Here is a 26,206-nt window from a genome sequence, read left to right as displayed (position 1 = left end):
ATTTCCTCCTAAAATATATCAGGATTCAGAATCATCCGACAATCTTCGCATAGGATCTTTTCCTCACTGACCGCAACTAATCCGTTCTTTATGACCATATTTTCCTTCTCTGGAAATATCATTCTTTCTATCCGGAAAGCTTTCATAACACCATTTTCTTTCCCAATACTGTGATATGCGATCTCACGCATCTGTGGAATTTCTTCTTTCAGCAGACATTCCGCTATTTCCGGATCCAGTATATTTACCGGTTCTCCACTGACCGGATCACGCAGACGGTTTCCCGTATCAATCAGTGCTTTTCCATCATAGTTCTGCCCCGCATGCTCCAGACGGATTCTGCATGTTCCGAATTTCTTTCTGAACAACTGCTGTAACATCCAGAGAATTCCACCTGCCAGGTAGTCCCCCGCAATCACACATCCAAAGAAAAGGCTGCCATAACGGATATATTGCCGAAACAGGGACAGAATACCTGCCATAAGCACTGCGCTGATTCCGAGAACGATGAACGCTCTCACAAGCTCTCTGCTTCTTCTGATTCCCAGTCCTGCCTGAATCATAACAACATTTACAAAAGTGTAGAAAAAAAGCAGTTTCAAAATTCCTGGAATACCAGGAATACTCCAGACAATACATGTCAAAAATGCTCCAAGAAATGCTCCCCACAGGATACGCATTTTTCCTACTTTACACGAAAGGATTTTCCCTGTTATCTTAAGGAGCATCCAATCCATAATGGCATTGATCAGGAAAAATACATCTATGTACAGTTCGTACTGCATTTTCCACCTTCTTTTTCCTTTGGAAACTAAATCGATTTGGTCCATGTGCAATTATTATTATAAAGATATGCCCTTTAGAATTTTGTCAGAATCTGGCGTGATTTTGTCAGTTTCTTTCGACGGAAACTGACAGCAATAAAACAAACAAAGAAGCCTGCATCTTCATCTGTCGATAAAAATGTAGGCTTCTTTGTTGCTTATGTCTTTATTTTGTTTACAAAAACACTTATTTCTTAAAGAAATCCGGAATCTTGATGGACTGTTCCTTCACCTTGCTCGTAGGTGTTCTCGGTGTCTCAAGAGTCGGTGCTGTTCCTCCCATCGCTCTTCTAACCTGCTGTCCGGAAGCGGATGCACTGCTCTTTGCAGATGCCATGCCAGCATCCAGTTTCTGGGATGACTGAGCGTGCTGCTGAATATGAGACTGTGTTCTCATCGGCTGCGCAACTCTCTCTCTTTCATATTCTCTGTGATGTACGGTTCCTGCCGGCGCAGTTCTGTTCTCCAGTCTTGATTTTAACTTAGAAGCGCTTCCTTCTACATTGTGAAGACCGGTAGCGATAACTGTAATCGTTGCTTCATCAGCTCTGGAATCATCATACATAGCACCGAAGATAATATTGGCTTCTTCTCCTGCAAGATCCTGCACAAATTCTGCCGCATCAGAAGCATCCATCAACGTAATATCACCAGATACATTAATGATAACATGAGATGCACCTGCAATCGTTGTCTCAAGAAGAGGACTGGCAACTGCCTGTTTCACAGCTTCCAGTGCTTTGTCATCACCACGACCCTGACCGATACCGATATGTGCGATACCCTTGTCTGTCATAACAGTCTGAACATCTGCGAAGTCCAGGTTGATCAGTGAAGGAACATTGATCAGGTCGGTAATACCCTGAATACCCTGCTGCAATACTTCGTCAGCTTTCTTCAGAGCTTCCGGCATAGTTGTGCGTCTGTCAACGATCTCTAATAACTTGTCATTCGGGATAACAATCAGAGTATCTACGCTCTCTTTTAACTTTTCAATTCCGCCAAGGGCATTGCTCATACGTGTCTTGGACTCAAAACGGAATGGCTTTGTTACAACTCCGACAGTTAATGCACCCTGCTCTTTTGCAATTCTTGCCACAACAGGAGTTGCTCCTGTTCCGGTTCCGCCGCCCATACCGCAAGTAACGAATACCATGTCTGCACCTTTCAGTGCTGCGGAAATCTCTTCTGCACTCTCTTCGGCAGCTTTCTCACCTACTTCAGGTCTTGCTCCGGCGCCAAGTCCTTTTGTAATCTTGTCACCAATCTGCATAAGTGTCGGTGCCTTACATAACTGTAAAGCCTGTTTATCTGTATTAATAGCTATAAATTCCACACCGGCAATCTGTTCATCGATCATACGGTTCACGGCGTTATTTCCTCCGCCACCTACTCCAACAACAATTATCTTTGCCGCTGCTTCTGATTCATTTGTCTTAATTTCTAGCAAGGGTTTCTCCTCCTTTGTTATCCTTATTATATATATTATACATCCCATACTCTTCGAGTATCCCGCCGTGCCATCTTCCCCGATCCTGCGGCACTGCGGCACGATGCGTTATACATAAAGCAACACATACAAAAGTACAGCTTGCCATATATATTATATAATATAGGCTTTTGTATAAAATATCAATAGAATTGCGGAATTTTTCTTATTTTTATTTTGATTTTTTTGCTTTTTCAAATGTGATCGTTTCCTGCCCGTCAGCGTAATTTTCCAAATGCAGAGTTCCTTCCTGCCCGCCCAGTTTTTCGATAATTGGCGGGATCTGTGCAATCTTCTCTGCGGAAATGCTCTCTCCAAGATTTACTTTTACATTTGCAATCCGCAAATAGATCCTGTCATTCCTGCAGGTAATCTTGTCCACTGACAGATTATAATTCTGTAATTCCCGGCACGCATCCAGTACTTCCGAAAAAAGTTTTGTATCTGCACATTCCAATACCTTGTACTCACCACTGGAAGTCAACGTGATGCCTTCTACAAGAGGCACCATTTTTTTTACGGCACTTTTATCTACAACAAGTCCTTCTGAATCAAAATAAACATACTGTTCTCCCTCTTTCATACCGGCAACAATTGTCTTTTCCTTTACACGGATCTGCACGGTCCATGGATTTTTCATAGATACCTGCATACTTTCAAAACACGGGAGCACGTTTCCTTTTCCCATCCCATACTGTAATACCAGATACAGGGAATTTGTAGAAAGCCTGCCACTTTTTATGCTCTCTGCCACTTCCCTGTCCGAACAGTATTCATTTCCTTTTACTTCAATCCTCTGTATATGAAACAAAAGCAGGACCGTCATTATAATAATCGCAAGTCCGCTTATCAGAACAACCAGTGCATAGATTCTCTGCGCCTGTTTCTTTTTCTTTGCGTTCTTTCTGCGCCTTGCATTTCTTTCTCTTTCCATCTGTCTGCCTCCTAAAAGCTCTTTTCGCTTTTTTTATCTTACCATTGTTGACACATTCAGCACAAGTCCCATTTCTGCAAGAAGAAACACGATCGACGTTCCCCCATAGCTGACAAACGGCAATGTAATCCCTGTATTTGGAATCGCATTGGTGACAACAGCGATATTCAGTATGACCTGAATCATCAGATGTGCCATCGCACCCGACACGATCAGCGCGCCAAACAGATCCTTCGCATGCACCGCAATCACAAAAAAGCGCCACAATAACAGTAAAAATAAAAAAATCAAAAAGCCGGCGCCTGCCAGCCCAAATTCCTCACAAATGATAGAAAAAATCATGTCATTCTGCGCCTCCGGAACAAACCCAAGTTTCTGGATTCCTCTGCCAAGCCCTCTGCCGAACAGTCCTCCGGAACCGATTGCATACAGTCCCTGCACTGTCTGATATCCTTTGGCAAACTGCTCTGGATTACGCCAGATTAGAAGGCGCTCCAGGCGATAGCTCTCAAGCATGAGAAATACCGTCATAAATCCTGTCCCGATCACTCCCATCCAGATGAACTGTACATATTTCGGACTTGCCACAAATACAAGAATCACTCCGATTCCAAGAATGATGATCGCTGTACTCAGATTACTTGCTCCGACCAGCCCTACAATTGGCAGGATACAGAACAGTACCTTGAATAATATCGTAATCTTCTCTATTTTCTTAGCATTTTTATTTACCATCCATGCAAGAAATAAAATCAGTGCGACCTTGGCATATTCAGAAGGCTGAAACGAAAAAGGGCCCAAAGACAACCATCTTTTGGACCCATTGTATTCTTCTCCTGCTAAAAGGACTAAAACGGAAAGAGCCACCGCTCCCACATAGCCAGCTACAGCAGCATATTTCCAGATATGATAATCAATACCTGCTACCAGATACATCACCGCCAGTCCCAGTGCTGTTGCAAATAATTGCTTTTTCAGATAGTACATGGCATCGTGAAACTTCACTTCGCCATTATAGACACTTGTACTGTACAGGATCACAAGTCCCGCCAGAATTAAAAGCATCAGCACAACCAGCAGTGTCAGATCATATTTTTTCACTCTTACCTTGAACGTGGTCAAACTATTTTGCACTCCTTATAAGGAATTTACAATTCTTTTAAATTCATCTCCACGTACTTCATAATTCGGGAACATTCCCCAACTTGCACATGCCGGTGACAGAAGCACTGCATCTCCACTCTCGGCTGTCTTTGCTGCAAGAAGGACTGCCTCTTCAAAAGTATCTGCAAACACATAATCATGGAAACCACATTTTTCTGCATCTGCAGCAATCTTTTCCTTTGTTGCGCCAATCAGGATCAGTTTCTTAACCTTTCCATCAAATGCATTGATCCACTCTGTAAACTCGGAGCCTTTGTCATATCCTCCGCCAAGCAGCACCGTTCTGCGGTTCATTGCCTGGATTCCTTTGATCGCAGCATCTGGATTGGTTCCTTTGGAATCATTATAATAAACAACACCGTTCTTTTCTGTTACATATTCGATACGATGTTCTACACCTTTAAATGCACGGATCACTTTGCGGATAATATCCATCGGCACACCATATACTGCTGCCATCGCAACAGCCGCCATATAATTCTCATAATTGTGCATACCGAGAAGCTGTAATTCATCTACATTGCATACAAGCACTTCTTCCGGGTTCTTATAAATCATATTCCCGTTATCCAGATATATTCCTTTTTCCAGCTTCTGTCTGCTGCTGAAATAGATCACCTGTGCATCTATGTGTTCTCCGAACTCTCTCGTTCTCTCGTCCTCGTAGTTCAGAATACAGTAATCTTCTGCTGTCTGGTTCTTTGCAATATTCTTCTTTGCATTCACATATGCTTCCATCGTGTGATGACGATTCAGATGATCCGGTGTAAAGTTAAGGATCGCGCTGACCTTCGGACGGAATGTTACGATGCTCTCAAGCTGGAAACTGCTCATCTCTGCAACTGCAACTGCATCTTCTTCCATCTGTCTTGCTGCCACAGTATACGGATTACCGATATTACCTACAACATATGTATGCTCTTTGTATGCTTTCATGATCTCACCGAGAAGCGTTGTTGTTGTCGTCTTACCGTTCGTACCGGTAATTGCTAGCACATCACCTTTTCCAAATGCATACGCAAGCTCTACTTCACCGATCACAGCAACCTTCTTATCACGCATTGCATTTACAACCGGAAGGTCTGTTGGTACTCCTGGGCTCAACACTGCAATATCTAATGTATCAATCAGTTTCTCCGGAAATTCACCAAGGATAATCTCTGCTTTTACTCCATCCCCAAGCTGTTCTTTCATAGCAACTTTATCCAACTTGTCATTTCCATCGTAAAGAATAACCTCTGCTCCATGATCTTCCAATAATTTTACAGCTCCGATTCCGCTGATACCGGAACCGAATACCAGTACTTTCTTTCCTGTTACTTCCATTTTCTCCTCCTACATTGCCATAAGCGCTACGAGACACAACAGAGCCGTAATAATTGAAAATACTGCGACCACACGCGTTTCTGACCATCCACACAGCTCAAAATGATGATGGATCGGCGCCATTTTAAAAATACGTTTTCCTCCGGTTTTCTTAAAATATGTGACTTGGATCATAACCGATAATACTTCTACCAGATAGATCAGTCCTACGATCAGGATGAAGATCGGCATCTGAAGCATATAAGCTGTTGAAGCCACAAAACCGCCAAGGGCAAGAGATCCTGTATCTCCCATAAATACACTTGCCGGATATACATTAAATAATAAAAATCCAAGCAGCGCACCAACAACTGCACATGTTACAGGTTCGATTCCACTTTTCGTTCCGATCGCAACAACCGTAAAAAATGTTGCAACAAGAACGGTTACGCTGGATGCCAGTCCATCCAGACCGTCAGTGAAATTGACACCGTTTACTGTGCCGATCACAGCGAAAAACATCAGGACAATTGCCAGCCATCCGATATCCAGATATTTTCCTCCGGAGAACGGAATGAGCATTTTCAGAGATACATCCGTGAATTTTACCACATAAAATGCGAAGATTGCAGTAACTACGATCTGTAATGCCATCTTCTGTTTTGGATATAGACCATCGGAACGCTTCATCACAACTTTCAGATAATCATCCAGAAAACCGATCAGACCAAAGCCAACTGTCACAAACAGGATTGGGATGATCTTCGGATAATCTTTGATATAAAAGATTGAAGTAAGTACCACACTCAAAAGGATGATCACTCCACCCATGGACGGGGTTCCTGCCTTCTTCAGATGGGACTTCACACCATCTTCCCTCTCTGTCTGATTCATCTTCAATTTTCGCAGTACCGGAATAATGATCGGTCCCAGAATCGCACTGAATGCAAAGGCAATCAATACCGGCATAAATACTGTATAATTCATAATCCACCTCTTTTATCTTTTTGTCAGACTGTTAAGTCCTCGACGAACCTAGTATACTTCATTTCCTACTCTTTTTCAATGCCAAGATACGGGAATGTCTCCCGAAAAATGTTTCCGATCACCGGAGCTGCAATCGTTCCCCCGTAATAGATCCCTTTCGGATTATAGATCACACACATGCCCAGAATCTGTGGATTTTCTGCCGGAGCTAATCCTATAAAGGAAGAAATGTATTTTCCGGCACTTCTTGGCAAAGTCTGGGAAGTCGCTGTTTTGCCCCCAATATGATATCCTTTTACATATGCCTTTTTCCCAGAGCCTTTTGCCACTACTCCTTCCAGCAGTTCCTGCATGATCTCTGAAGTCTTCGCTGAGAGAATTCTCTTCTTTCTTCCATAAGAAAAGACTTCCGTCTTCTTTTTCTCTGAATCTGTAACTTCTACTCCAAAATGAGGTGTAATTCTCTTTCCTCCATTTATAAGAGAACTGACCGTTGCTGCCATCTGCATCGGTGTAACCTGAAAAGACTGTCCAAAACTCATAGTTGCAAGTTCTACCTGTCCTACACGATTTTTCTTATGCAGGATTGTTCCAGCTTCTCCCGGCAGATCCACACCGGTTGGTGAAAGCAGTCCAAACTTCTGGAAATATTTATAGAAATCATTTACTCCAAGTCTGAGTCCGATGTCAATAAATACCGGATTACAGGAATTCTGAATCCCTTCCACAAAATTTTCCGCACCGTGTCCTCCCACTTTATGGCAGCGGATTTTCCGGTCTTCCACAACTTTATAACCCGGGCAATGAAAATGATCCGAAAGCTTTACCACTCCTTCTTCCAGGCACGCCGATGCCGTAATGATCTTAAATGTAGAACCCGGCTCATATGTATCACTGATACATTCATTACGCCACATCCTGTTAAGTGCATCCTGTTCTTCTTCCGGCGTCAGATTTTTCTTTTCTTCACCTGGAAGCGAAAAAGGATCATTCAGATCAAATTCCGGTACATTAACCATTGCAAATATTTCTCCATTCTGCGGATTCATAAGCAGTATTGCAACTTTTTCCGCCTGTTTTTCTTCCATGACTTTTTCTGCCATCTGCTCTGCATATTTTTGAAGATTTGCATCCAGACTGATTTTCAGTGTGTCGCCTTTTACCGGTTCTTTTCGTCCTTCTGCTTCTTCGTCCAGTTCTATTCCTCTCGCATCTGTGATTGTCAAAATCTGCCCATTTATTCCTTTTAAATAATCTTCATACTGCACTTCCAGGCCAATGATTCCCTGATTATCCCCTCCTGTAAATCCAAGAACTTTTGATGCAAGTTCTCCATAAGGATAATATCGTTTAAAATCTTCGTCTACCTTAACACCATCCAGCCCAAGATTTCGAATCTTATCTCCCGTCTTTTTCTCTACATTTGACGCAATCCTCTCCATAGATGATATTTTTTTCACTTTTTTTCTCACCTGCGCTTCTTCCATGTGAAGTGCTTTTGTCAATATTTTAATTACCTTTTCCGAATCTTTCAGCTGACTGTGTATTACAGAAATTGTGCAGACTGTCCGGTTTGTTGCAAGGATTTTTCCATTCCGGTCAACGATTTCTCCTCTTGCAGCTTTAATATCGCGCTCTCTTTCATGTAACTGCTGTGCTTTCTTCTGATATTCTTCTGCGCGGAAGATCATCAGCCACGCAAGTCTTCCGAACAACAGAATAAGCAGGATGAGCGCGCAGGAGAATACAAAAAATATTTTCTTCTTATTATATGTTCTGTTCTTCAAACAAAAAAACCTCACACAAGCTTTGTAATAATCTATTACTGCTTATGTAAGGTTATTCTGTTAATTCTTGCTGTCTGAGATTTTTTCCACTCCCAGATACGGAAGAATCTCTTTCATAATATCTGCTGAGAGCTGGGTTGCCAGTCCGCTATTCGCCTGGTCACTGACGTTTGGTTCATTGATCACAATATAGACAACAACCTGCGGATTTTTCTGCGGTGCATATCCGATAAAAGATACAAGATATTTTCCATTCCTTCTTGGGAGTTTCTCCGCTGTACCAGTCTTTCCGCCCACATCGTATCCCTTAACGGCTGCCGTCTTTCCGGTTCCGTTTGTAACTACCCCGCGCATGTAATCTTTCACTACATCGCAGGTCTCCTGAGAAATCGTTTTCCGTACAAGCACCGGGTCCTTGCTCTCTGTCACATTTCCATTTTCATCTTTGATCTGTCTTACAACATGCGGTCTGTAATAACTGCCGCCATTGATCAGAGAACTGAATGAAGCTGCAAGCTGAGTCATTGTTACGTTGAAATTCTGTCCAAAAGCATTAGTTGCAAGACTGGCAGAATCCATTTTCTCCGGTGAATACAAAAGGCCTTCTGTACTTGCCTCACCCGGAAGATCTATGCCCGTCGATGTGCCAAATCCAAACAGCTTTTGATAACGGCTGAATTCGTCTTTTCCGATCTGCGCGCCGATCCGCATCATTGCAACGTTACAGGAATTTTCAAGTGTCTGCTTAAGTGTCTGCATTCCATGTCCATTACGGTGACTGCAGTGGATATCGTGTCCGCCTACTCTGAGTACACCGGTACAGTTATAACTTTCATTTCCTGTCAATACACCCAGTTCCAATCCCGTTGCAACCGTAAATGGTTTGATCGTTGATCCTGGTTCATAAGTATCTGTCACACAAAAATTCTTCCACAGCGCGTTAAGTGTCTCGATCTTCTCTTTATCCGTCATCTTTGCAAGTTCATTTTTTGTATAATATGCTGACAGATCTCTCGGCTTATTCAGATTGTAATTCGGATAAGATGCTTCCGCAAGAATCTCTCCGTTATTTGGATTCATTACAATGACTGCCGTATCCTTACTTCCGGTTCCTTTTCTTGCTTCATTCTGATGTTTTTTATTAAACGCCAGAATATGCTTCTCCGCTATACTCTGTACCTGCAAATCAATTGTAGAGACAACTGTCTTTCCATTGACCGGCTCTTTTACGGTCTGTTCAAAAGTAGAGGTTGTATCCTGATAGCCATATTCTCTTCCATCTGTACCATTCAGGACTTCGTTATAAGATGCTTCAATTCCATTGCTTCCTATGTTTCCATCTACGGTAAACCCAAGTGTATCGCTTGCCAGTGAGTTATACGGATATTTCCGTTCATAATCTTCCTCAAGCCAGATTCCCTGTACATTCGAATACTTCTCACTGTTCTTCATTATGTTGAATTTTTTCGCTTCTTTATAGCCGATTCCTTTTTTCAGAACGTTATAACGCCCGGACGGGTTGGTCTTCATCAGTTTTCGGATATCTTCTTCCTTAATATCAAAATATTTCTTCAACGCTTCAATGGTCGGTTCTATATAATCGTCCTTACTGAGCATTGCCTTCATGTCCAGAATAACATTATAAATACGTTCACTTGTCGCCATCTTGGTTCCATTACGGTCTACGATATCTCCTCGTTTAAACGGGATTGTACGGCTGTCATACTGTTGCTGGTCCAGCACCACTTTTGTATATTTGTCACCATTTGATGCATTAATATAAGTAATCCGGCCTGCAAGAAAAACAAAAGCCAGTACAAATCCCATAAAGAGCATGACTAGCTTTTTTTGCATGGCCTTATTAAATTTCCTTTTAAAAGGATTTCTCTTTCTTCTTGCCATTTATTTCTTCACCTGTTATTTACTTTTTTTCGTCTGTACTTTTGTAAGTGCACCTTCCTTTGGAATGCTTTCATATTGCTTTACATAATCCAGAGAAGGTTTTTTATATTCCACGACCTGAGAATCGGAAGCATCTACCATGCCAAGGTCTTTCTTAGCCTTTTTACGCACTTCGTCCAGATTCACAGAATCCACGATTGCATTGTATCTGGTCGTATTCTCTTCTTTCAGAGTTGCCAGTTCTTCTTCCATCGCTGAAATCTTTTTTGCGTGGCTCATATTTGCTGACTGCAAATTAACATACTTGATACATACAAGCAGCATGGCGATTGCTGCAACCGCCATGAATACAACATATCCTCTGTTCATTCGCAGAGCCTGTCTGCGGTTTTTCTTTACCTGTCTGCTTGTCCTTTTCTTTTTGGGTTCCTGCGCGCGTCTTTCCGGTTCGTATGCCGGTTGTCTTACAACATTACCGTAAACATAAGACGCTCTTTGTACATTCTGTCTTCTTCTTGTTGTCATCTGTCTGTATGCCATGCGCGCTCACCCCTTTCCCACTTTTAATTATTACATACTCATGTGTCAGCTCCGCTCAAAAATACGAAGCTTTGCGCTCTTTGCACGACTGTTTTCTTCCATCTCTTCCTTGCTCGGAAGGATTGGTTTTCTAGTGATAATACTCCCTTTTGATATTTTCCCGCATACACATACAGGAAAATCGCTTGGACATGTGCATGGATTTTCATTCTTACGAAATGCACTTTTCACGATCCGGTCTTCCAGTGAGTGGAATGTAATGATGCACAGTCTGCCCCCTGGATTCAACAAATCAATCATAGCGTCCAATGAATTTTTTAGCACTTCCAGCTCCTGGTTCAATTCAATACGAATTGCCTGGAAGGTTCTTTTTGCCGGATGTCCGGACTTCTTCTGAAACTTCATCGGGATTGATGCACGTATGATCTCTGTCAGTTGTCCCGTTGTCTCAATCGGTGCTTTCTGACGCGCAGCCACAATATGCTTTGCAATGTTCTTGGCAAACTTATCTTCGCCATAATCACGGATCACACGATAAAGTTCCCGTTCTTCATAGTCATTGACGATGTCTCTCGCTGTCATCTTCTGACGTCTGTCCATCCGCATATCGAGAGGTGCATCTTCGCGATAAGAGAATCCCCGCTCTGCCGTATCTAACTGATAAGATGATACGCCCAGATCGAGCACGATCCCATCGACCTTGTCAATGCCTAACTTACCTAGCTGTGACTTCATATCACAATAGTTACTTCTTACTATTATGACTTTCTCTCCGAAGTCTTTTAAGCGAATCCCGGCTGCTTCAATTGCAGCGGCATCCTGGTCTATTCCTATAATACTCCCCTTGTCACTGAGACGTCTTGCCACTTCACTGGCATGTCCGCCTCCACCGAGCGTTCCATCTACATAGATGCCGTCCGGTTTAATCTTTAATCCATCAATTGTTTCTTTTAATAATACTGATTTGTGTACGAATTCCATATCTTCTCCCTCTAGATACTGAACCCGCTTGCTTCCATATCGGATGCAATATCCTCAATATTCATTTCCACCTCAGCATTCTTAGCTTCCCATTTTGCCTTATCCCAGATCTCGGCACGCTTCCCCATGCCGACAAATACAACTTCTTTTCCTAGTCCGGCGAAGTCTCTGAGTGGGGCTGAAATAAGAGTTCTGCCTTGTTTGTCAAGGTCGCCATCAATTGCACTTCCCTGGAAGAAATATGCAAATGCGCGGGCTTTTTTGTCTGTGGTCGTCGGTAAGTTGTTCAGTTTCTCTTCAAAAGCGATCCATTCTGCTTCCGGGTATACATACAGGCAGTTTTCCATTCCTTTTGTTATGACGAAATGCTCCCCTAAATCGTCACGGAACTTAGCCGGAATGATCAGTCGCCCTTTGGCGTCTATGTTATGACTGTATTCTCCTTTTAATCCCCTTAGCATAATGAACTCACCTTCTTTCAAAGTGGTCCACCACTTTCGCACCACTTTTCTCCACTTCTCACCACTTTCTACCACTTGAACTAATTGTAAAACACTTTTTCAGTGATTTCAAGCCTTTTTTGTGTGTTTTTTGTGAAATCAACATAGAATGTGACTTGACTCATTATATACATATAAAGAGAGTTGACACTCGCAAGCCTACGCTTTTGAACATCAACTCTCTTTGATTCTTATTATTTATTTTATTCTTCTGCTTTATCCAGATTGCTCTGAAAATTCTGCAAAGCACTGTAATCAATCTCTACTTCCGGTCTTGACTGCTTCGCTTCATAAGTATGATACGCCGAATAAGTAATCCAGCCAAGTAAGATCACTCCTACAAATACTACCAGACACTTGCGCATCAGATTATATAATCTGTGCTTCCGGCGTAATCTTCGCCGGTTTGCTTTTTCTTCTTTATAATTGTCAACTTTGGTCTGACTCATCAGGTATCTGTCTCCTTCTTATCGAATAACTACCGTTATTCTATCACACCTTTCCGGATTAGACAACCAGAATCACTCCACCGTCTGCTGCATACATACTGCTGATCCCCGCCGTATCCAGGACGATGATGTCTTTTACCTTCATCTGTTCCTGAACCATTTTCTTCATGTCTTCAGCACGCTCCGGGCAATTGCAGTGTGTAATCGCAAGAATCTTCTCTTCTGGTCGTATCGCATCTTTCTTCACCTGCGCAACCATCTTCTCGATTGCTTTCTTCATGCCTCTTCCCTGACCCAGCTGACAGATACTTCCAATCGGTGTAGAACCCATTACCGGCTTGATATTAAGCGCAGTTGCCATCATCGCTTTAATACCAGTCAGTCTTCCGTTCTTTTTCAATGTCTCCAATGTCTCCAGTACAAAATACGTGTGCTGCTCTTCTATATAAGCATCCACTGTCTTAATAATCTCTTCAAAGCTCATCTGCTTTTCTTCACACTCTGCAATCTTCAGTGCGATTAGAGTCTCTCCAACTGAAGCAGACTTAGAATTAAATACATGGATCTGTTTCTCTCCATATTCTTCTTTATAAAGGTTCTTCCCCAACTCTGCACTATTGTAAGAACCACTCAGCTCAGCCGATAATGTAACTGCATATACATGCTCAGCATCACAGTGATACATCTCCATATAACGTTCCGGTGATGGGCAGGAGGACTTCGGACACTCCGGAGCCGCTGCAACTCTTCTCAAAAAATCCTTCTGATCAAATGTTGCATCGTCAATGATATGATAACCATCTACTTCTATCTCCAGTGATGCGGTCACGAAATGCTCTGACTGTTTCATCTCTTCCGTTAATTCACCACAACTATCTACAACTATTTTATAACTCATGTCTTCCTCCCGGTAAACTTTTTATTTCCATTAAATGTAGTTTTTAATACTACGTTTAATATCATAGCACATTCACATCGGAAAAGAAAGTCTTTTATTCCGTTATTGTTCTATTTTTATTTGTTTTGAAACACTTAGCGCAATTCCCATTTCTATAGAAAGGAACAGAATTGCTGTTCCCCCATAACTGATAAATGGTAATGTAATACCTGTTGTCGGAATCAGATTTGTCACAACTCCCACATTTAAAAATACCTGTAAAGCCATGTGAGCAAATATTCCCGTCACAATCAGTGAACCATACAAATCCGGCGCATTCTGTGCAATAAACAGCAGACGGTATAATAATAAGCCAAACAGTGTCAGAACGAGAATTGCTCCAAACACGCCAAGTTCTTCACATATAATAGAAAGGATCATATCATTCTGCACTTCCGGAATGATTGTCTTCTGTGCGCTGTTTCCAAGACCTTTTCCAAAAAAGCCTCCGGAACCAATCGCATATAACGCCTGCATAATCTGGTATCCGCCTTCTGATGCATAATTTTCCGGATTCAGCCATACAAGAACCCGTCGCATCCGGAAACTCTTACTTGTCGTAAGTACCATACCCAAGATCTTCACGCCCACCAGTATCGCTGCAAGACCGCCACCTGCAGCTGCAAAGAAGATCTTTGTCTTCCGGTGAACAATAAAAATCATAATAATGCTGATGCCCATTACGATAATCGCTGTACTTAAATTATCTGTCAAAAAATATACACATGCTGCGGATAACAGTCCCCAGACCATTACATGGATAAATCCTTCTTTTGTATTAATCTTCTTTCCAAGCTTGCAGATCACTACCGGGATAAATAGTATCACCGCAATCTTTGCAACCTCCGATGGCTGAAACTGTCCGATTCCAGGTACCATGATCCATCTCTTGGCTCCCTTGGCTCCTTTTCCGATTGGGCTTTGTACAAGTGCCATCAGTATTATGGATACCCAATATAGCGGTTTTGCACGCTTAATGTACCAGTGGTAATCAATAAAGCGGCAGATAAACCACATCACAAAAAAACCAGCCAGACAGAAAATTATCTGTTTCTTCAAATAAAATATACTGCTTTTCTGTCCGGTGATCTTCATGGAACTGTATGCACTGGTGCTGTATAACATTACCAGCCCGAAACATACAAGGCATATAAGAATTGCAACCAGACTATAATCAAAATATGGGATTGTTTTTTTCCTTTGTTCTGTAATTTCTCTTTTCACTGTCCTTGTCATTTTATTTACACTCCAATCGTATTCATTATACTCAGATATGATTCTAAAAACAACTAAAAATTCCGGTCTTTGCACCTCTTTTTGACTTCTTTCATATTATAATAATGCAAATAATTGAAAAGGAAGGTTTCTAAAAATGCCTAATTATCGCTATCAAGCTTCTAATTGCTGCGGAAACTCCATGCGGAACGTTTCCCTTGGTGTTCCTTCAGGCTCCGGCTGTCATGAGCATGCCTGCTCCGATAACACTTCCAATATTTCCATGCAGGTTCTTGCTATGGCATATGTTCCCATCCAGAAATTCCAGTGCCTATACGATCCGCCGAAAGGGCTGCATGCAGGTACTATTTTTGCCGAACTCGATAAACCATTTCTTGGAACAGGAGGTGTTCTTCGATGAATAATGATAAAAGATTATCCCGTCAAGAACTCTTACAATGGATCAATGCCGTCAGCTTTGCAATCAATGATGTGACTTTATTTCTCGACACACACCCTGATGACGCAGAAGCATTAGAGTATTTTGAGGAATTTCGTACGCAGCGCACACGCGCACTTCAGGAATATTCCAGAAATTATGGGCCGCTCACGATCGATACTGCAACTGCCACTCCATGTGAACGCTGGCAGTGGAGCACACAGAGCTGGCCATGGCAGGAAGGAGGCTGTTAATCTATGTGGAATTATGAAAAGCGTCTGCAACATCCGGTAAAAATCACCCAGACAAATCCAAAGATAGCTCAGGTGATCATATCCCAGTTCGGTGGTCCTGATGGTGAACTGGGTGCATCCATGCGGTATCTCTCCCAGCGATACACAATGCCTTACAACGAGGTCACCGGTATCCTTACGGATATCGGTACGGAAGAACACGCCCAAAAACGTTCTCGCTTATTTTTCTTCCTTATTATAATGCGTTTTTACAGCGTTTCTGCGTATTTACTGGATATCTTAATCCAGCCCTCGCCGGACTTTAATCTGCCATACGGCATCTTCTCCACGGTCTTCGTTTCCGTGATCGTATAGACCGATTCCGGTGCTTTCTTTCCAGTGTAATCTTTGCCGGGACTCTTGTAAATATTAAGTGCCTGTTTGGTCTTTACTTTGAAAAATTTATCCGCAGCTTTCTTCGCTGCCGGCTTCTCTTCTATCTTCTTTCCGATCAGGCCTTCTGCGATCGCTCTGGCGCATTTCTTATAATTCCATGCGTGATAATCGGTTTTATTGTCAACGAAGCTGCACTCCACCAGAAATGCCGGCGCGTTCGTGTGCCGGAGAACATAAAGCTCCGGACGGATCTTCACACCACGGTCGCGGATCCCTAATGCTCTGGCAATCTTCGCCGAAATCCGCGTTGCTTCTTTATATGCTTTGGAATTTTTTGATACAACCAAAACTTCCACTCCGGTACCGCCACCGGAATTTAAGTGGATGCTGACATCCCGCGCTACTGTGTGCGCATTGCATTTTGCTACGATATATCTAAGACAACCGTTCTGGTCCGTCTTCTTATCGCAGGTGCAGTCGTATGCCGTGTGTCCTGCTGCCCGCAGGAGCCGAATCACTTCGCCTTTCACTTTTCTATCCTCTACGGATTCCTTCAAATACCCTACTGCCCCGGAAGCACCTTTGCCTTGTGGGCAGTGTCCTGCGTGTATGTTGTATTTTGCCATGTGTCTACCTCCTAATTTGTATATAAAAAAGAGAGCCTTACGACTCTCTAATCTCTTCCGTATGATCAATAGCTTCTTCTGGTAGCTCCTCCGTCATATCTTCTAGGAATTTCTGAACCCATCTCTTAAGCTTTGGCGGTACCGGAAGTCCGCATAATGTCATATTCTTCAATACACTGACTGCTTCGTATAAAATGTATAGCAGGCAGAAAAATTCGCAGATGCCTAATTTATGTATTCCGAGCATCTGCACGTATTTATCAGCTACGAAGCTTAGCATATTAATATTGACGATAATGTCGACCGCCATAAACAGGCATACTGACAAGAGCATTGCCGCCTTTCGGATTGCTCCGTCAATGCCAACGCAACTGTTAAATTTGTGCTCTTTCATGGCTCGAAGCACTCCGAGCATGGTGTCTAACGTCACGGCAAGCAAGAGAATTTTAAAAAACGAATTGCTTGCCAAAAGATACATGATTCTTTCCATCATTCTAATCATCCTTTCTTTTAATATAGAGGGGTTCGTGGTGAATCCTCTGATTTGTCTCGCTCTAACTCGAAGCTAATTCGAAGTTAGTCCAAGTTGGTTCAAATTAGACTAACAACTGATCCATATCCTGTAGCGAAAGCACATACAGTACGTCGAGTTCAACCGTTACGTCCATATTCGGCACTTCGTTCAGTCTAACAGTCACATAAGCTTGATCGATCTCCGCTTCGTAGCATACAAAAGTACTCTGTACTGTGTATGCGCCACTTGCAGCAACGCCTGAGTTTCTCTGCAGCCAACCACTCCTATCGGCACGAATTTATACGTCCGACCTTCGATTTCTACATCCTTGCTTTTCTGAATATTCATAGTACCCTGCTTAGTTGCATTTTTCTTAAACGTGCCAGAAAACGATGCAACTCGTGCAACTCCTGACATAAGTAAGGTTTGAACTTCATTCACATTTGCGTCGCTTGCATCCAACCTTTTACCAAGCGTATCATATACCTTCCCACTTGCGTCCGTCCTGGCCGCCACAATCTCGGCATCTGACGGACTGTCAAGAGTCATATTCTTAATTTGCGCTTCAAACTTTCCGTTAAGTTTAACTTGCGCTTTTTCTGTTTCGTCGGCAGTTTCAACTGCCATTTTTACGCCATCGTGCAAGCTTTGACGGACATCTCGTCCGTAAGTGGCGTGTAATAAGTTGTGTAAAATTTCAGTTAATCCCATTTTAAACTCCTTTCTATGCTGTCCTCTTCCACATTCTCACCGTGATATACGGCATCATGTTATTGTGTGCTGTTCCAGAACCTGTATTACCGGATATGGCTGTATGATCGTGTGTTGCATCTAACATAAAGCCATCATTGATACCGGTTGCTTTTCTTGTAGACGATGGATAAAAGCATGTTTCATCCCCACCTTTTGAGAATACGCCGGATGTAGAATTACCCGGACCGTAATTTGCGTTCTGTCCAACGAAATTCCATACACTACCAGTGAGTTCTTTGCTGTTTACCGTTACGTCATGTTTGTGTGATGGCATTTCTTCAATTGTAAGTGTGTGTTTTTTTTCGCCACCTGTCATTCCTGTTTCCGTTAAATCATCGTCAGCTGGATCATAACCTATCAATGTTCTACCAGTTGCAAATTCTTCCCATGTGCCACCAATTATGGCATTCGGATTTGCACCGTTTGCTGAAATGTAAACACTACCTATCGGATATACTTTGTTAAGTGTCAGTCCACCAGAGCTATGATCATCAACGTATGCTTTCATTTTCGCCCATAACATCTCTGTGCTCTTCCTTCCGAGCCATTTTAATTTCATGATCTCACCACCTATACGCAAATCTCATCAATATCTGCCTGTGTAAGCTCTTCCATCGTAACGATACCGCCTAAGTTGTCCCACTTGCCGTCAGAAGTCCACACTACGTTCGTTCCTGCAGGTCCGAAAGCGCTGTCCGCCTCAATAGACCAAACATCTCCGCTCTGTTGATCGGATGTAGGGAGTTTGGACGCATCTGCTACGGAGCCTTTCGGTCTGTAAACTCCGGTGATATCTGACTTCTTGGCGTACATATTTGACATTTCTGTTGCTGACGGCAGCGTACTTAGCTTACTATACATCATTCTCGGCATTAGCCCGTCTTGGTTATCTGTGGCTCTTTCTAGTGTAATGCTTCCGCTTGACTTATCTCCTACTTTTAAATTAAGAACGCTTCCAACTTCATCTGAATCATAAAACATGTTCCCGCCTAACATTGCCCATGTTCCTCCGCTTGTCAGGACACTCGCATCATTATAATTTCCAGGCGCAGGGACAAGTCCCTCTTTACCCTTATGTGTACCAGTTGCACCTTCAAATACATCGTATGTAGTATCATTATCTGCACCCCATGCTGCTGTTCCGTCCTCAGACCTTCTGAGAATCTGTCCAGGTGAACCACCGGAAGGAATATGCTTATTGCCAGATGTAGTCGGATGCACATACTTATTTGCGCCTTCTTCTACACCGTCCAGTTTTTTCTTGTCAGCCGCTGACATCAGACCATGATTTTCCTGAGTCGCATCGCTGTACGTCGTATTGTTATCCGGCGGCACTGCCCATGTACCATCCTGCCGCAAGTATTTTGTCGTTGTCGTTTCGTCCGGTAATTTCGGTGCAAGACCACTGGCCGACTTGCTTACTACTCCGTAAGTCGTATCCTGCGTGGTCTGCGTTGATGTCGAGCCATCTCCTTTTGTGATGGTCATCGTTCTCCCCGATACCTCAACATCTGTCACGGATTTATTGAACAGCTCTGCCTTAATCTTATTCCAAAGCATTTTGGCACTTTCTTTTCCAAGTCCTTTAAATTTCATGTGTGATACCTCCTAAACACATATTTCATCGATATCCTCTTTTGTTAATTCTTGGATATCAACGCTCTCTTTCCTGTCAGAGTTAAAGCCAAACATTAAGCTTGATGACAATGTTGGCCTCGTTGCTCCGAGCGTGATTTTTGAATTAGTCGGATTTTCTAAATCTAACACTATCTTACTAATCGGGTAGTACGTGTTTACATCCCCAATCGTGCTACTTACTCCGTGAATGTCAGAAGTGAGTGGCACTAAATCACCCAAGCGGAACGCTTGAATGTCTGCATCTAACAGGCTGAGGTCTACAGCCGTCAGTTCAATGCTTACCGTCGGCTTCACTCGCTTAGCAAGATACTTCTTTGCCTCTACCAGTAAATCGTCTGGATTGTTGATATCGGAAAAATCTACTTTTTCCACAATCCAACCGTATTCCTTGATAGCTTCACTATCCCGAACATAGATGCTTCCATCATGCCCAGTAGCATTTGCTACCGTGATATTGTTCGCACCCATCGGGATGATTGCCGTTCTGACGTCCTCTGTCTTGACGGATTTTTGAATATCCAACAGATTCTCACCCAGCCGGATGGCTTGATTATTCACTCGCCCGTATCTCTTGACATAATCAAGGTAGTTGATGCCTCGGTCATGCCTGATGCGCAGATACCCATCATATTTCTGCAGGAAATTCGTATCGATACTGTTCCACGTACTTTCAAAGTTTGTAGTCAGCATTTTAACCGGCTCTTCGTCTACGTCAATGATTCCACACGTAAACCGCTTTTCCGCACCGACTTGAATATTATGCATTTCGACCATCTTAGCCAGTATCTTCCTGTTCGTGTCAGCCTCGCCATTCTCAGCACTCTGTGAGCCATACGTATGCTTTTCCTGCACCGTATCTAACAGATACGCAAGTTCACCCTCACAAGTGACCTGCCCAGTAAGCTGAAAATCCTGTTCGTCTGTGGTCGGTCTGCCGATATACAGCACTTCGTCATCCTGCTCTACCGTAATGATGCTCGACAGCCTTTTGATGCCGTTGGCGTGTGGATGCGTTGGCAGAATCTCAAACGAAAACGAGCCTGTCTTATTCAGCTCAAGTGTGAGCTTCAGGCTTCGCAACGTATAACTAGGGTCTCTGATGTCATGCAAGACTTTCCCGTCGCAATATACTCTGTACATCTATAAGCTTCCTCCTCTGTAGTCAATCGTCACTATGCCATTCCCTCTGAGCTTCAAAATATTGTCGCCCTCGGTCGTCCAAATATCAAACACCTTGCTCTTACCTGTCGAAAGACTGTAAGTCTTGCCAAGATACTCGACCTCTGTCGGTTCGGAGCAAATAAACGTCGGAATAACTCGCTTCCTTCTGCCGATGATGTTCAGCTCATACTCGCCATTGACCTTGATGTCTTTGTATTCCCTAACGATGCCAGTCTCGAAGCTGAAACTATCCCAAAGCCAATCTTCTGCCCCGGAGTGAAGTTCCATCTTGTACGGGTCAACATCGCCTGAAAGTGTGATCACACTTAATTCCCTGTCGGTTTTTTCAGTATCAAGCTTGAGCCTGCCGATGTAGTAGTAGTCTGGATCCGTATCAAGGATAATCTTGAGCCTCTTGCCTACAAGATAGTTGGCAATCTCCGACGTAAGGCTCGCCCATTCAAAGAAATCCCTGTCCGGAGCTTCAAACTCCAGGGACAAGGATCTGTTTTTGTATTTTACATCACCGGCGCAGATCGCATCTGTCAGATCAAGAGAGCCGTCTGCTCCGGGAATCTCCTGTTCATATGTCTTTGCTTCCGGGAAACCAAGGTTGATCGACGTCCAGCCAAGGTTCCAATCTTTCAACGTGTGCTTATCTCCAATCTGCGCACCTAACACTTTCCCCATCTTACACACCGCCTCTCATTTTTCTCGCTGCAGCCTCGCCAAGCAGTAAATCCATAAAAGGAAATGTCTCTTTCGCAACTTCTCTTCCGTTCATCGGAATGGATATCGTAATATTTTTCGGAAAATTATTTGCCGGAGTTTGCTGGCTCTGTGCGATTTGCTGCTGTACTACCGGCTGCATCCGTGCCGTGATTTGCTGCACCTGCCTGTCAACCGCAGACTGCAGTCTGGCTGTAATGTCCGGTACATTTAATTTTGCATTGGCAAACCGCTGCGCCATCGTACCTGACAGGCTGTCCATCTGCCGGTATAGAGATTTTGCTTTCTTCTCATGTCCAACTTCCAGACCTTCAATATCGCGGACTCCGATCTTGCTGAACTCTCTGGATGGGCTGTGAATACCGAGCGATTTTTTTGCCGTCTTGATCATGCTGTAGCACAGCTTTTTCATAGCCTTTTCCGCCGATCTGGTTTCGGATGTAATACCCGCAGATAATCCTTTGGCAATATTCTTGCCGACATTGTTCATCTGCTTTTCAAAATCCTTGGTTGCTGCTTTGATCTTCGTGGTATATTCCGTCTGGATTTTCTCCAGATCATCCGCAAAGAATGACTTGGAAAAGATTTCGGACATGGACTGCTGTTTCTTCCAGTTCTTCACGTATGCGCCCTGCTGTTCTTTCGTCATACCACGGAACCAGTCCATGTAAGCAGTCGCTTCGTCCACATTCATTCCCAGAATACGCTCCATCATGGAATCCGGAATATTATTCTCCAGTGCTTTCAGATCAGCCTGATATCTTTCGATATCCGCAATATTCTGTGCAAGGTCGTACACATTTCCGTAAGACTGCTGCTTATCCGTAAGACTATCACGCAGGCTGATGATCTCATCGTATTTCTTCTGGTAGGTCTCCGACAGCTCCTGTAGCTTCTTCTGCGCAATATCTGTAAGCCGGTTCGACTCTTTCTCGAAAGCACTGTTAAATGCATTCGCAACCTTTTCGCCGGCTTTGGAAAGTTTATTCTCTTCCTTAGTGTGCGCTTTCTTCATAGCAGCTAACTGCTTCTTGAGTCTCTTTTTCGTACCCTTATTCTTTGTCTTATCAATCTTCTTCTGGAGTGCTTCTTCCTTCTTATCATTCGCCGACTGTACTGCATTTACCTGCGCATCAATCGCAGACTGTACTTTGTCGGATGCACGAGTCTTTGCTGTGCTGAGTGAATCAGACAGATTCGACATCAGATTAGAACCGACCTCGGAATATTTACCGCTCTTCGCCATTGCCTCTGCCGTCTTGAGTGTTTCTTTCATGGCGGTCTGCATCTCGCCAATCAGCTCTATTTTAGCTGTCTTTACTCCGGAAGCGACGCCCCTCGGAATGTTCTTTCCAACTGCATCACGGAACTTCTTGGATGGAGAACAAATATCCAACTCTTTCTGTGAAGCTGTAAGGCATGCTGCAGACATTCGTCTCGACGCATCCGTCGCTGATTTAGTATTCTTGTCAATCCCGACAGCGATACCTGCAGGAAGCCAATGGCCAACCTCGTCAGCAAATACCTTTGACGGACTGCCGATATCCGCTTCGTCTTTTGCTGCATCCTTTCCTTTTTTAACCGCTCTTCTTGCCGCCTCGCTGACTACTGAAGAATTAGAGATGATTCCGGATGCGATTCCGGACGCAATATTTGTACCGACGGGACGAAAAGATGAACTTGCCGAACCTTTTGCAGAAGATGCTGCCTCTTTCACTACCTTAGTCGAAGCACTTTTGACCTTTCCGCTCTTACTCTGAATGGACTTCGCCATTTCGTTGCCGCTCTTGCTTCCGCTCTTTTTCCCACCATTTCCAGCTTCTTTTTCGAGCATTGCGTTCATCTGCTTGATTGCCTGCGCTGGCTTCATTTTTCCGGAATTAACTGCCTTCACAATCGCCTGCACAGACTTATTCCCGGCTTTCCCGGACTTATTCACAAGCTCGTCAAACTTGATAAGAGCGTTCATCTGCTTAACGGCAGCAGATGGCTTTGTTTTTCCAGAAGCAATACCTCTCTGCAAGCTCTGTGGAATCTTTACGCCGGATTTAAAAGATTTATTCGACAGGTCATTGAACTTCACAAGCGCTTTCATCTGCGCCACGCTCTTCGGCAGTGCATACTTGCCTGCCTGAATTCCTTGGCTGACTGCCGCCGGAACTTTCACACCCTGCGACTTTGCTTCCTGCATCAGACCGTCCAGCTTGATCAGGCTCTTCAACTCATCGCCGGATGCCGGATTTGTGTACGCGCCTTCCTTGATTCCGGCTTTTACGCTTTCTGGAACATCCTTCGCTTTAATCTTCGCTTCTGCACAGATCTTGTCGATGTTCTGCAGGAATGTAGCGTAGTTCGTTTCGCTGACCTGCTTCTGACCGAGTAGGTCAAATTCCTGTCCGAGCTCGCTTAAGCTCTGCTTGTACTTCCTTACATTCTCATCTGCAGCCGTGAACGCCTGGCTTGCTTTATTCTGTTCGGAAAGCGCTTTAAGAAGATCTGTATTCTGCCCAGTGGTCGGGTCGATCTTCCCGTGCTTCTCCGCATCGGCTACCAGCTTGTCAGCTTCTGAAAGCCTTTTCTTGGCTTCCGCCCTCTCATCCGTGGCTTTTGCCAACTTGCTCTCTGTCTGCACCTGCTCTTTGGCCACGTCAGCCATCTGCGCCCCGTATGCCTTTGCAAGTGCGAGTTGCTTCTGCGCTTCGATATTTTTCTCAATGGCAGCGGTTGATTTATTCAGCTTATCCTTTTCCTGATCATACTTAAGATTGAGATCTGGGTAGATCTCATTTAGCTGTTGGACAATGGTCTTGATCTGTGCTTTCTGTCCTGCACTTTTCTTTTCAACTGCCATCAATGCACGAAGCTTGGAAGCTAAGCCGTCAGCCTGCGCCCCCTGCCAGTTCGCATCTTGAATATCTTCCGCCCTCTGCTTTTTGCTATCCTGCAACGACTTCGTGTATTCTTTTCTTGCTTTGGTGGATGCTTTTATCTTCTCCACCATAGCATCTTCTTTTTTGCTTGCGTTGACGGTTAGGATGGAATGTGCAAGCATTGCGCCACCTAAAGCAGTAACTCCAAGCACGGCAAGCCCTACCGGTCCACCAAGCGCCGCGCATACCGTATTAAATGCACCAGTGGCAGCAGTTGCAAGCGATACCTTGCCGGTAAATATTCCAACCACGGTCTGTAAACCTGTCAGCCCGCCCTGCGATGCAACTAATGTGATCACATTTGCTTTTTCCATAGCTGTCAATGTCTTGTAAGCCCCGGATAATGCCTGCACCGCAACCGTAGCCTGTTGATATGCTTTATACCCACCGACTGCCGCGGCTAATCCAGCAGCCAACGGGATGGCTTTATCTAAGTTGTCAGCTAAGATTTTCACTCCGCCGCCTGCAACCTTGGCTGTTGCTCCAAGTACTTTCAGACCGGCACCACCTACAGTCTTTGCCACATTCCCAAGTGCCTTGACTGTCTCGACCGTGCTCGGGTCTACCAAGTCCTTAATCTTATTCTTTTTTACGACCGACGCAAGCCCTCGGACCTGTGTCGCTCCTGCCATGACCACCTTAGTCAGTGGCTTCTTAATATGGCTGTACAGCTCAATGCCTACAGCTTCTGCAGCTGAACCAAGCTCATACAATGCTCCTTGCAAGTTCTGATTCATCGTATCAGCCTGCTTCTTTGCGGCACCTGTGGAATTGTCGATTGCCTTCGTCAGCTTGTTAAAGTCCTCATCTGATGCGTTGACGATAGCAAGCAAGCCCGACATAGCTTCCTGTCCTGCGATCGATGCAGCCTTTGAGGACTTCTGACTTTCTGATAGACCGCTGAATTTTTGTCGGAGCTCTGTCATAGTCTGACGGAGTGGCTTCATGGATCCATCTGAATTGACTACTTCCAAGCCTAACTCTTTCATGGCTTTTGCTGTCTCTTTGGACGGCTTAACCATTCTTGTCATCATGGAACGAAGTGACGTACCCGCCTGGCTTCCCTTAATTCCGGCATTGGCAAGTAATCCGATTGCTGTGGCTGTATCTTCCACTCTGTACTTCATGGCTCCGGCAAGTGGAGCCACGTACTTGAACGTCTCGCCCATCATAGAGACGTTCGTATTGGAGTTAGACGATGCTTTTGCCAGTACGTCCGCAAAATGCCCGGAATCCTGTGCCTTTAGACCGAAAGCTGTCAATGCATCCGTCACAATGTCGGACACTGTACCGAGATTCTCCCCTGATGCAGCTGCTAAGTTCATCACTCCGCCAAGACCGCTTACCATGTCCTTCGTCTTCCATCCTGCCATAGCCATATACTTCATAGCCTCAGCTGACTGCGTAGCGCTAAACTTCGTTGTTGCGCCCATCTCTTTGGCTTTGTCACTCAGTGCTTTCAAATCCTTGCCGGATGCCCCGGAGATAGCCTGCACCTCGCTCATTCCTGCCTCGAATGACTTGCCGACTCCTACTACATCCTTAGCCATCTTTGCGATGCCGAGAGTTGCCGCCCCTTTTGTGACGATACCCTTTAGCTTGCCAAGACCTGACTCCAACCCCGAGCTGTCTATATCGGTATCGATTACGATTCTTCCATCGCTCATTCTTTTCACCTCACGTCAAAATAGTAGTTAATCTTTTCAGCTAGCTATCTTGACGCATTCAGTGCCTCGCCGACCCTCTGAATCCAACGCCTCGTCGCTCTTACGC

General features: G+C 44.1%; 24 protein-coding genes and 1 pseudogene. 3 read left to right on the top strand and 22 right to left on the bottom strand.

Annotated features, from left to right (window positions below):
• Positions 1–8 precede the first annotated feature (8 nt).
• The 14 genes from DXC04_RS11065 to DXC04_RS11000 all read right to left on the bottom strand — a co-directional run bounded on the left by DXC04_RS11065 (position 9) and on the right by DXC04_RS11000 (position 15,035).
• Entirely contained in the window at positions 9–785 is a 777-nt protein-coding gene (locus DXC04_RS11065; protein ID WP_158549926.1) for a sigma-E processing peptidase SpoIIGA, read from the bottom strand.
• A gap of 226 nt (positions 786–1,011) precedes the next feature.
• Positions 1,012–2,274 (bottom strand): cell division protein FtsZ, encoded by a 1,263-nt coding sequence (gene ftsZ / locus DXC04_RS11060; protein ID WP_021861568.1) that lies wholly within the window; start codon positions 2,272–2,274, stop codon positions 1,012–1,014.
• A 211-nt stretch (positions 2,275–2,485) separates the two neighbouring features.
• The gene (locus tag DXC04_RS11055) at positions 2,486–3,247 is read right to left on the bottom strand and encodes a cell division protein FtsQ/DivIB (RefSeq protein ID WP_118661030.1); all 762 of its coding nucleotides are present in this window, start codon (positions 3,245–3,247) and stop codon (positions 2,486–2,488) included.
• Between the two features lie 33 nt (positions 3,248–3,280).
• Positions 3,281–4,369: an FtsW/RodA/SpoVE family cell cycle protein gene (locus DXC04_RS11050; RefSeq protein ID WP_021861570.1), complete on the bottom strand. Its 1,089-nt coding sequence runs from the start codon at positions 4,367–4,369 to the stop codon at positions 3,281–3,283.
• Between the two features lie 15 nt (positions 4,370–4,384).
• Positions 4,385–5,737: a UDP-N-acetylmuramoyl-L-alanine--D-glutamate ligase gene (gene murD, locus DXC04_RS11045; protein ID WP_118287821.1), complete on the bottom strand. Its 1,353-nt coding sequence runs from the start codon at positions 5,735–5,737 to the stop codon at positions 4,385–4,387.
• Positions 5,738–5,746: 9 nt separating this feature from the next.
• The gene (gene mraY, locus DXC04_RS11040; protein ID WP_021861572.1) at positions 5,747–6,703 is read right to left on the bottom strand and encodes a phospho-N-acetylmuramoyl-pentapeptide-transferase; all 957 of its coding nucleotides are present in this window, start codon (positions 6,701–6,703) and stop codon (positions 5,747–5,749) included.
• Positions 6,704–6,768: 65 nt separating this feature from the next.
• Positions 6,769–8,490, bottom strand: a complete 1,722-nt coding sequence (locus DXC04_RS11035; RefSeq protein ID WP_118661029.1) for a peptidoglycan D,D-transpeptidase FtsI family protein — start codon at positions 8,488–8,490, stop codon at positions 6,769–6,771.
• A 60-nt stretch (positions 8,491–8,550) separates the two neighbouring features.
• Positions 8,551–10,392, bottom strand: coding sequence for a peptidoglycan D,D-transpeptidase FtsI family protein (locus DXC04_RS11030; RefSeq protein WP_118661028.1), 1,842 nt, complete (start codon positions 10,390–10,392; stop codon positions 8,551–8,553).
• A 15-nt stretch (positions 10,393–10,407) separates the two neighbouring features.
• Positions 10,408–10,932 carry a hypothetical protein gene (locus DXC04_RS11025; RefSeq protein ID WP_021861575.1) on the bottom strand — a complete coding sequence of 175 codons (525 nt, stop codon included), beginning with the start codon at positions 10,930–10,932 and terminating at the stop codon, positions 10,408–10,410.
• A 45-nt stretch (positions 10,933–10,977) separates the two neighbouring features.
• Positions 10,978–11,913 (bottom strand): 16S rRNA (cytosine(1402)-N(4))-methyltransferase RsmH, encoded by a 936-nt coding sequence (rsmH, locus tag DXC04_RS11020; protein WP_021861576.1) that lies wholly within the window; start codon positions 11,911–11,913, stop codon positions 10,978–10,980.
• A gap of 11 nt (positions 11,914–11,924) precedes the next feature.
• Positions 11,925–12,374 (bottom strand): division/cell wall cluster transcriptional repressor MraZ, encoded by a 450-nt coding sequence (mraZ, locus tag DXC04_RS11015; protein WP_117538353.1) that lies wholly within the window; start codon positions 12,372–12,374, stop codon positions 11,925–11,927.
• A gap of 242 nt (positions 12,375–12,616) precedes the next feature.
• Entirely contained in the window at positions 12,617–12,862 is a 246-nt protein-coding gene (locus DXC04_RS11010; RefSeq protein ID WP_021861578.1) for a hypothetical protein, read from the bottom strand.
• 58 nt (positions 12,863–12,920) lie between these two features.
• Positions 12,921–13,760 carry a DegV family protein gene (locus tag DXC04_RS11005; RefSeq protein ID WP_021861579.1) on the bottom strand — a complete coding sequence of 280 codons (840 nt, stop codon included), beginning with the start codon at positions 13,758–13,760 and terminating at the stop codon, positions 12,921–12,923.
• A 102-nt stretch (positions 13,761–13,862) separates the two neighbouring features.
• Positions 13,863–15,035 carry an FtsW/RodA/SpoVE family cell cycle protein gene (locus tag DXC04_RS11000; RefSeq protein WP_118661027.1) on the bottom strand — a complete coding sequence of 391 codons (1,173 nt, stop codon included), beginning with the start codon at positions 15,033–15,035 and terminating at the stop codon, positions 13,863–13,865.
• A gap of 136 nt (positions 15,036–15,171) precedes the next feature.
• Here DXC04_RS11000 and DXC04_RS10995 point away from each other — a divergent pair, with 136 nt between their 5' ends.
• The 3 genes and pseudogenes from DXC04_RS10995 to DXC04_RS16205 all read left to right on the top strand — a co-directional run.
• On the top strand, positions 15,172–15,435 hold the full coding sequence (locus tag DXC04_RS10995) for a spore coat associated protein CotJA (RefSeq protein WP_021861581.1): 264 nt from the start codon (positions 15,172–15,174) through the stop codon (positions 15,433–15,435).
• A complete protein-coding gene (locus tag DXC04_RS10990) occupies positions 15,432–15,707 on the top strand; it encodes a spore coat protein CotJB (RefSeq protein ID WP_118661026.1) in 276 nt (91 codons plus the stop codon). The genes DXC04_RS10995 and DXC04_RS10990 overlap by 4 nt, the downstream gene beginning before the upstream one ends.
• Positions 15,708–15,710: 3 nt before the next feature.
• Positions 15,711–15,911: pseudogene (locus DXC04_RS16205) on the top strand (manganese catalase family protein); the annotation flags it as partial.
• 44 nt (positions 15,912–15,955) lie between these two features.
• On the opposite strand, the gene DXC04_RS10980 reads toward DXC04_RS16205, so the two are convergent.
• The 8 genes from DXC04_RS10980 to DXC04_RS10945 form a co-directional block, all read right to left on the bottom strand.
• The gene (locus DXC04_RS10980) at positions 15,956–16,708 is read right to left on the bottom strand and encodes an N-acetylmuramoyl-L-alanine amidase (RefSeq protein ID WP_118661025.1); all 753 of its coding nucleotides are present in this window, start codon (positions 16,706–16,708) and stop codon (positions 15,956–15,958) included.
• A gap of 37 nt (positions 16,709–16,745) precedes the next feature.
• Positions 16,746–17,201: a phage holin family protein gene (locus tag DXC04_RS10975; RefSeq protein WP_243112144.1), complete on the bottom strand. Its 456-nt coding sequence runs from the start codon at positions 17,199–17,201 to the stop codon at positions 16,746–16,748.
• Positions 17,202–17,402: 201 nt separating this feature from the next.
• Positions 17,403–17,933 carry a hypothetical protein gene (locus DXC04_RS10970; protein ID WP_118661024.1) on the bottom strand — a complete coding sequence of 177 codons (531 nt, stop codon included), beginning with the start codon at positions 17,931–17,933 and terminating at the stop codon, positions 17,403–17,405.
• A gap of 13 nt (positions 17,934–17,946) precedes the next feature.
• The gene (locus tag DXC04_RS10965; RefSeq protein ID WP_118661023.1) at positions 17,947–18,534 is read right to left on the bottom strand and encodes a phage baseplate protein; all 588 of its coding nucleotides are present in this window, start codon (positions 18,532–18,534) and stop codon (positions 17,947–17,949) included.
• An 11-nt stretch (positions 18,535–18,545) separates the two neighbouring features.
• A complete protein-coding gene (locus DXC04_RS10960; protein ID WP_118661022.1) occupies positions 18,546–19,571 on the bottom strand; it encodes a hypothetical protein in 1,026 nt (341 codons plus the stop codon).
• 12 nt (positions 19,572–19,583) lie between these two features.
• Entirely contained in the window at positions 19,584–20,753 is a 1,170-nt protein-coding gene (locus DXC04_RS10955) for a phage tail protein (protein WP_118661021.1), read from the bottom strand.
• On the bottom strand, positions 20,754–21,464 hold the full coding sequence (locus DXC04_RS10950) for a mtfA protein (RefSeq protein WP_118661020.1): 711 nt from the start codon (positions 21,462–21,464) through the stop codon (positions 20,754–20,756).
• 1 nt (position 21,465) lies between these two features.
• Complete coding sequence (locus DXC04_RS10945; RefSeq protein WP_118661019.1) at positions 21,466–26,100, bottom strand: phage tail tape measure protein; 4,635 nt, start codon at positions 26,098–26,100, stop codon at positions 21,466–21,468.
• Positions 26,101–26,206 lie beyond the last annotated feature (106 nt).

Source organism: Dorea sp. OM07-5 (assembly GCF_003481355.1).
GTDB lineage: Bacteria > Bacillota > Clostridia > Lachnospirales > Lachnospiraceae > Dorea_D > Dorea_D hominis.
The sequence above is the reverse complement of the archived record's forward strand: the minus strand, read 5'-3'. Positions and strand labels throughout refer to the sequence as shown.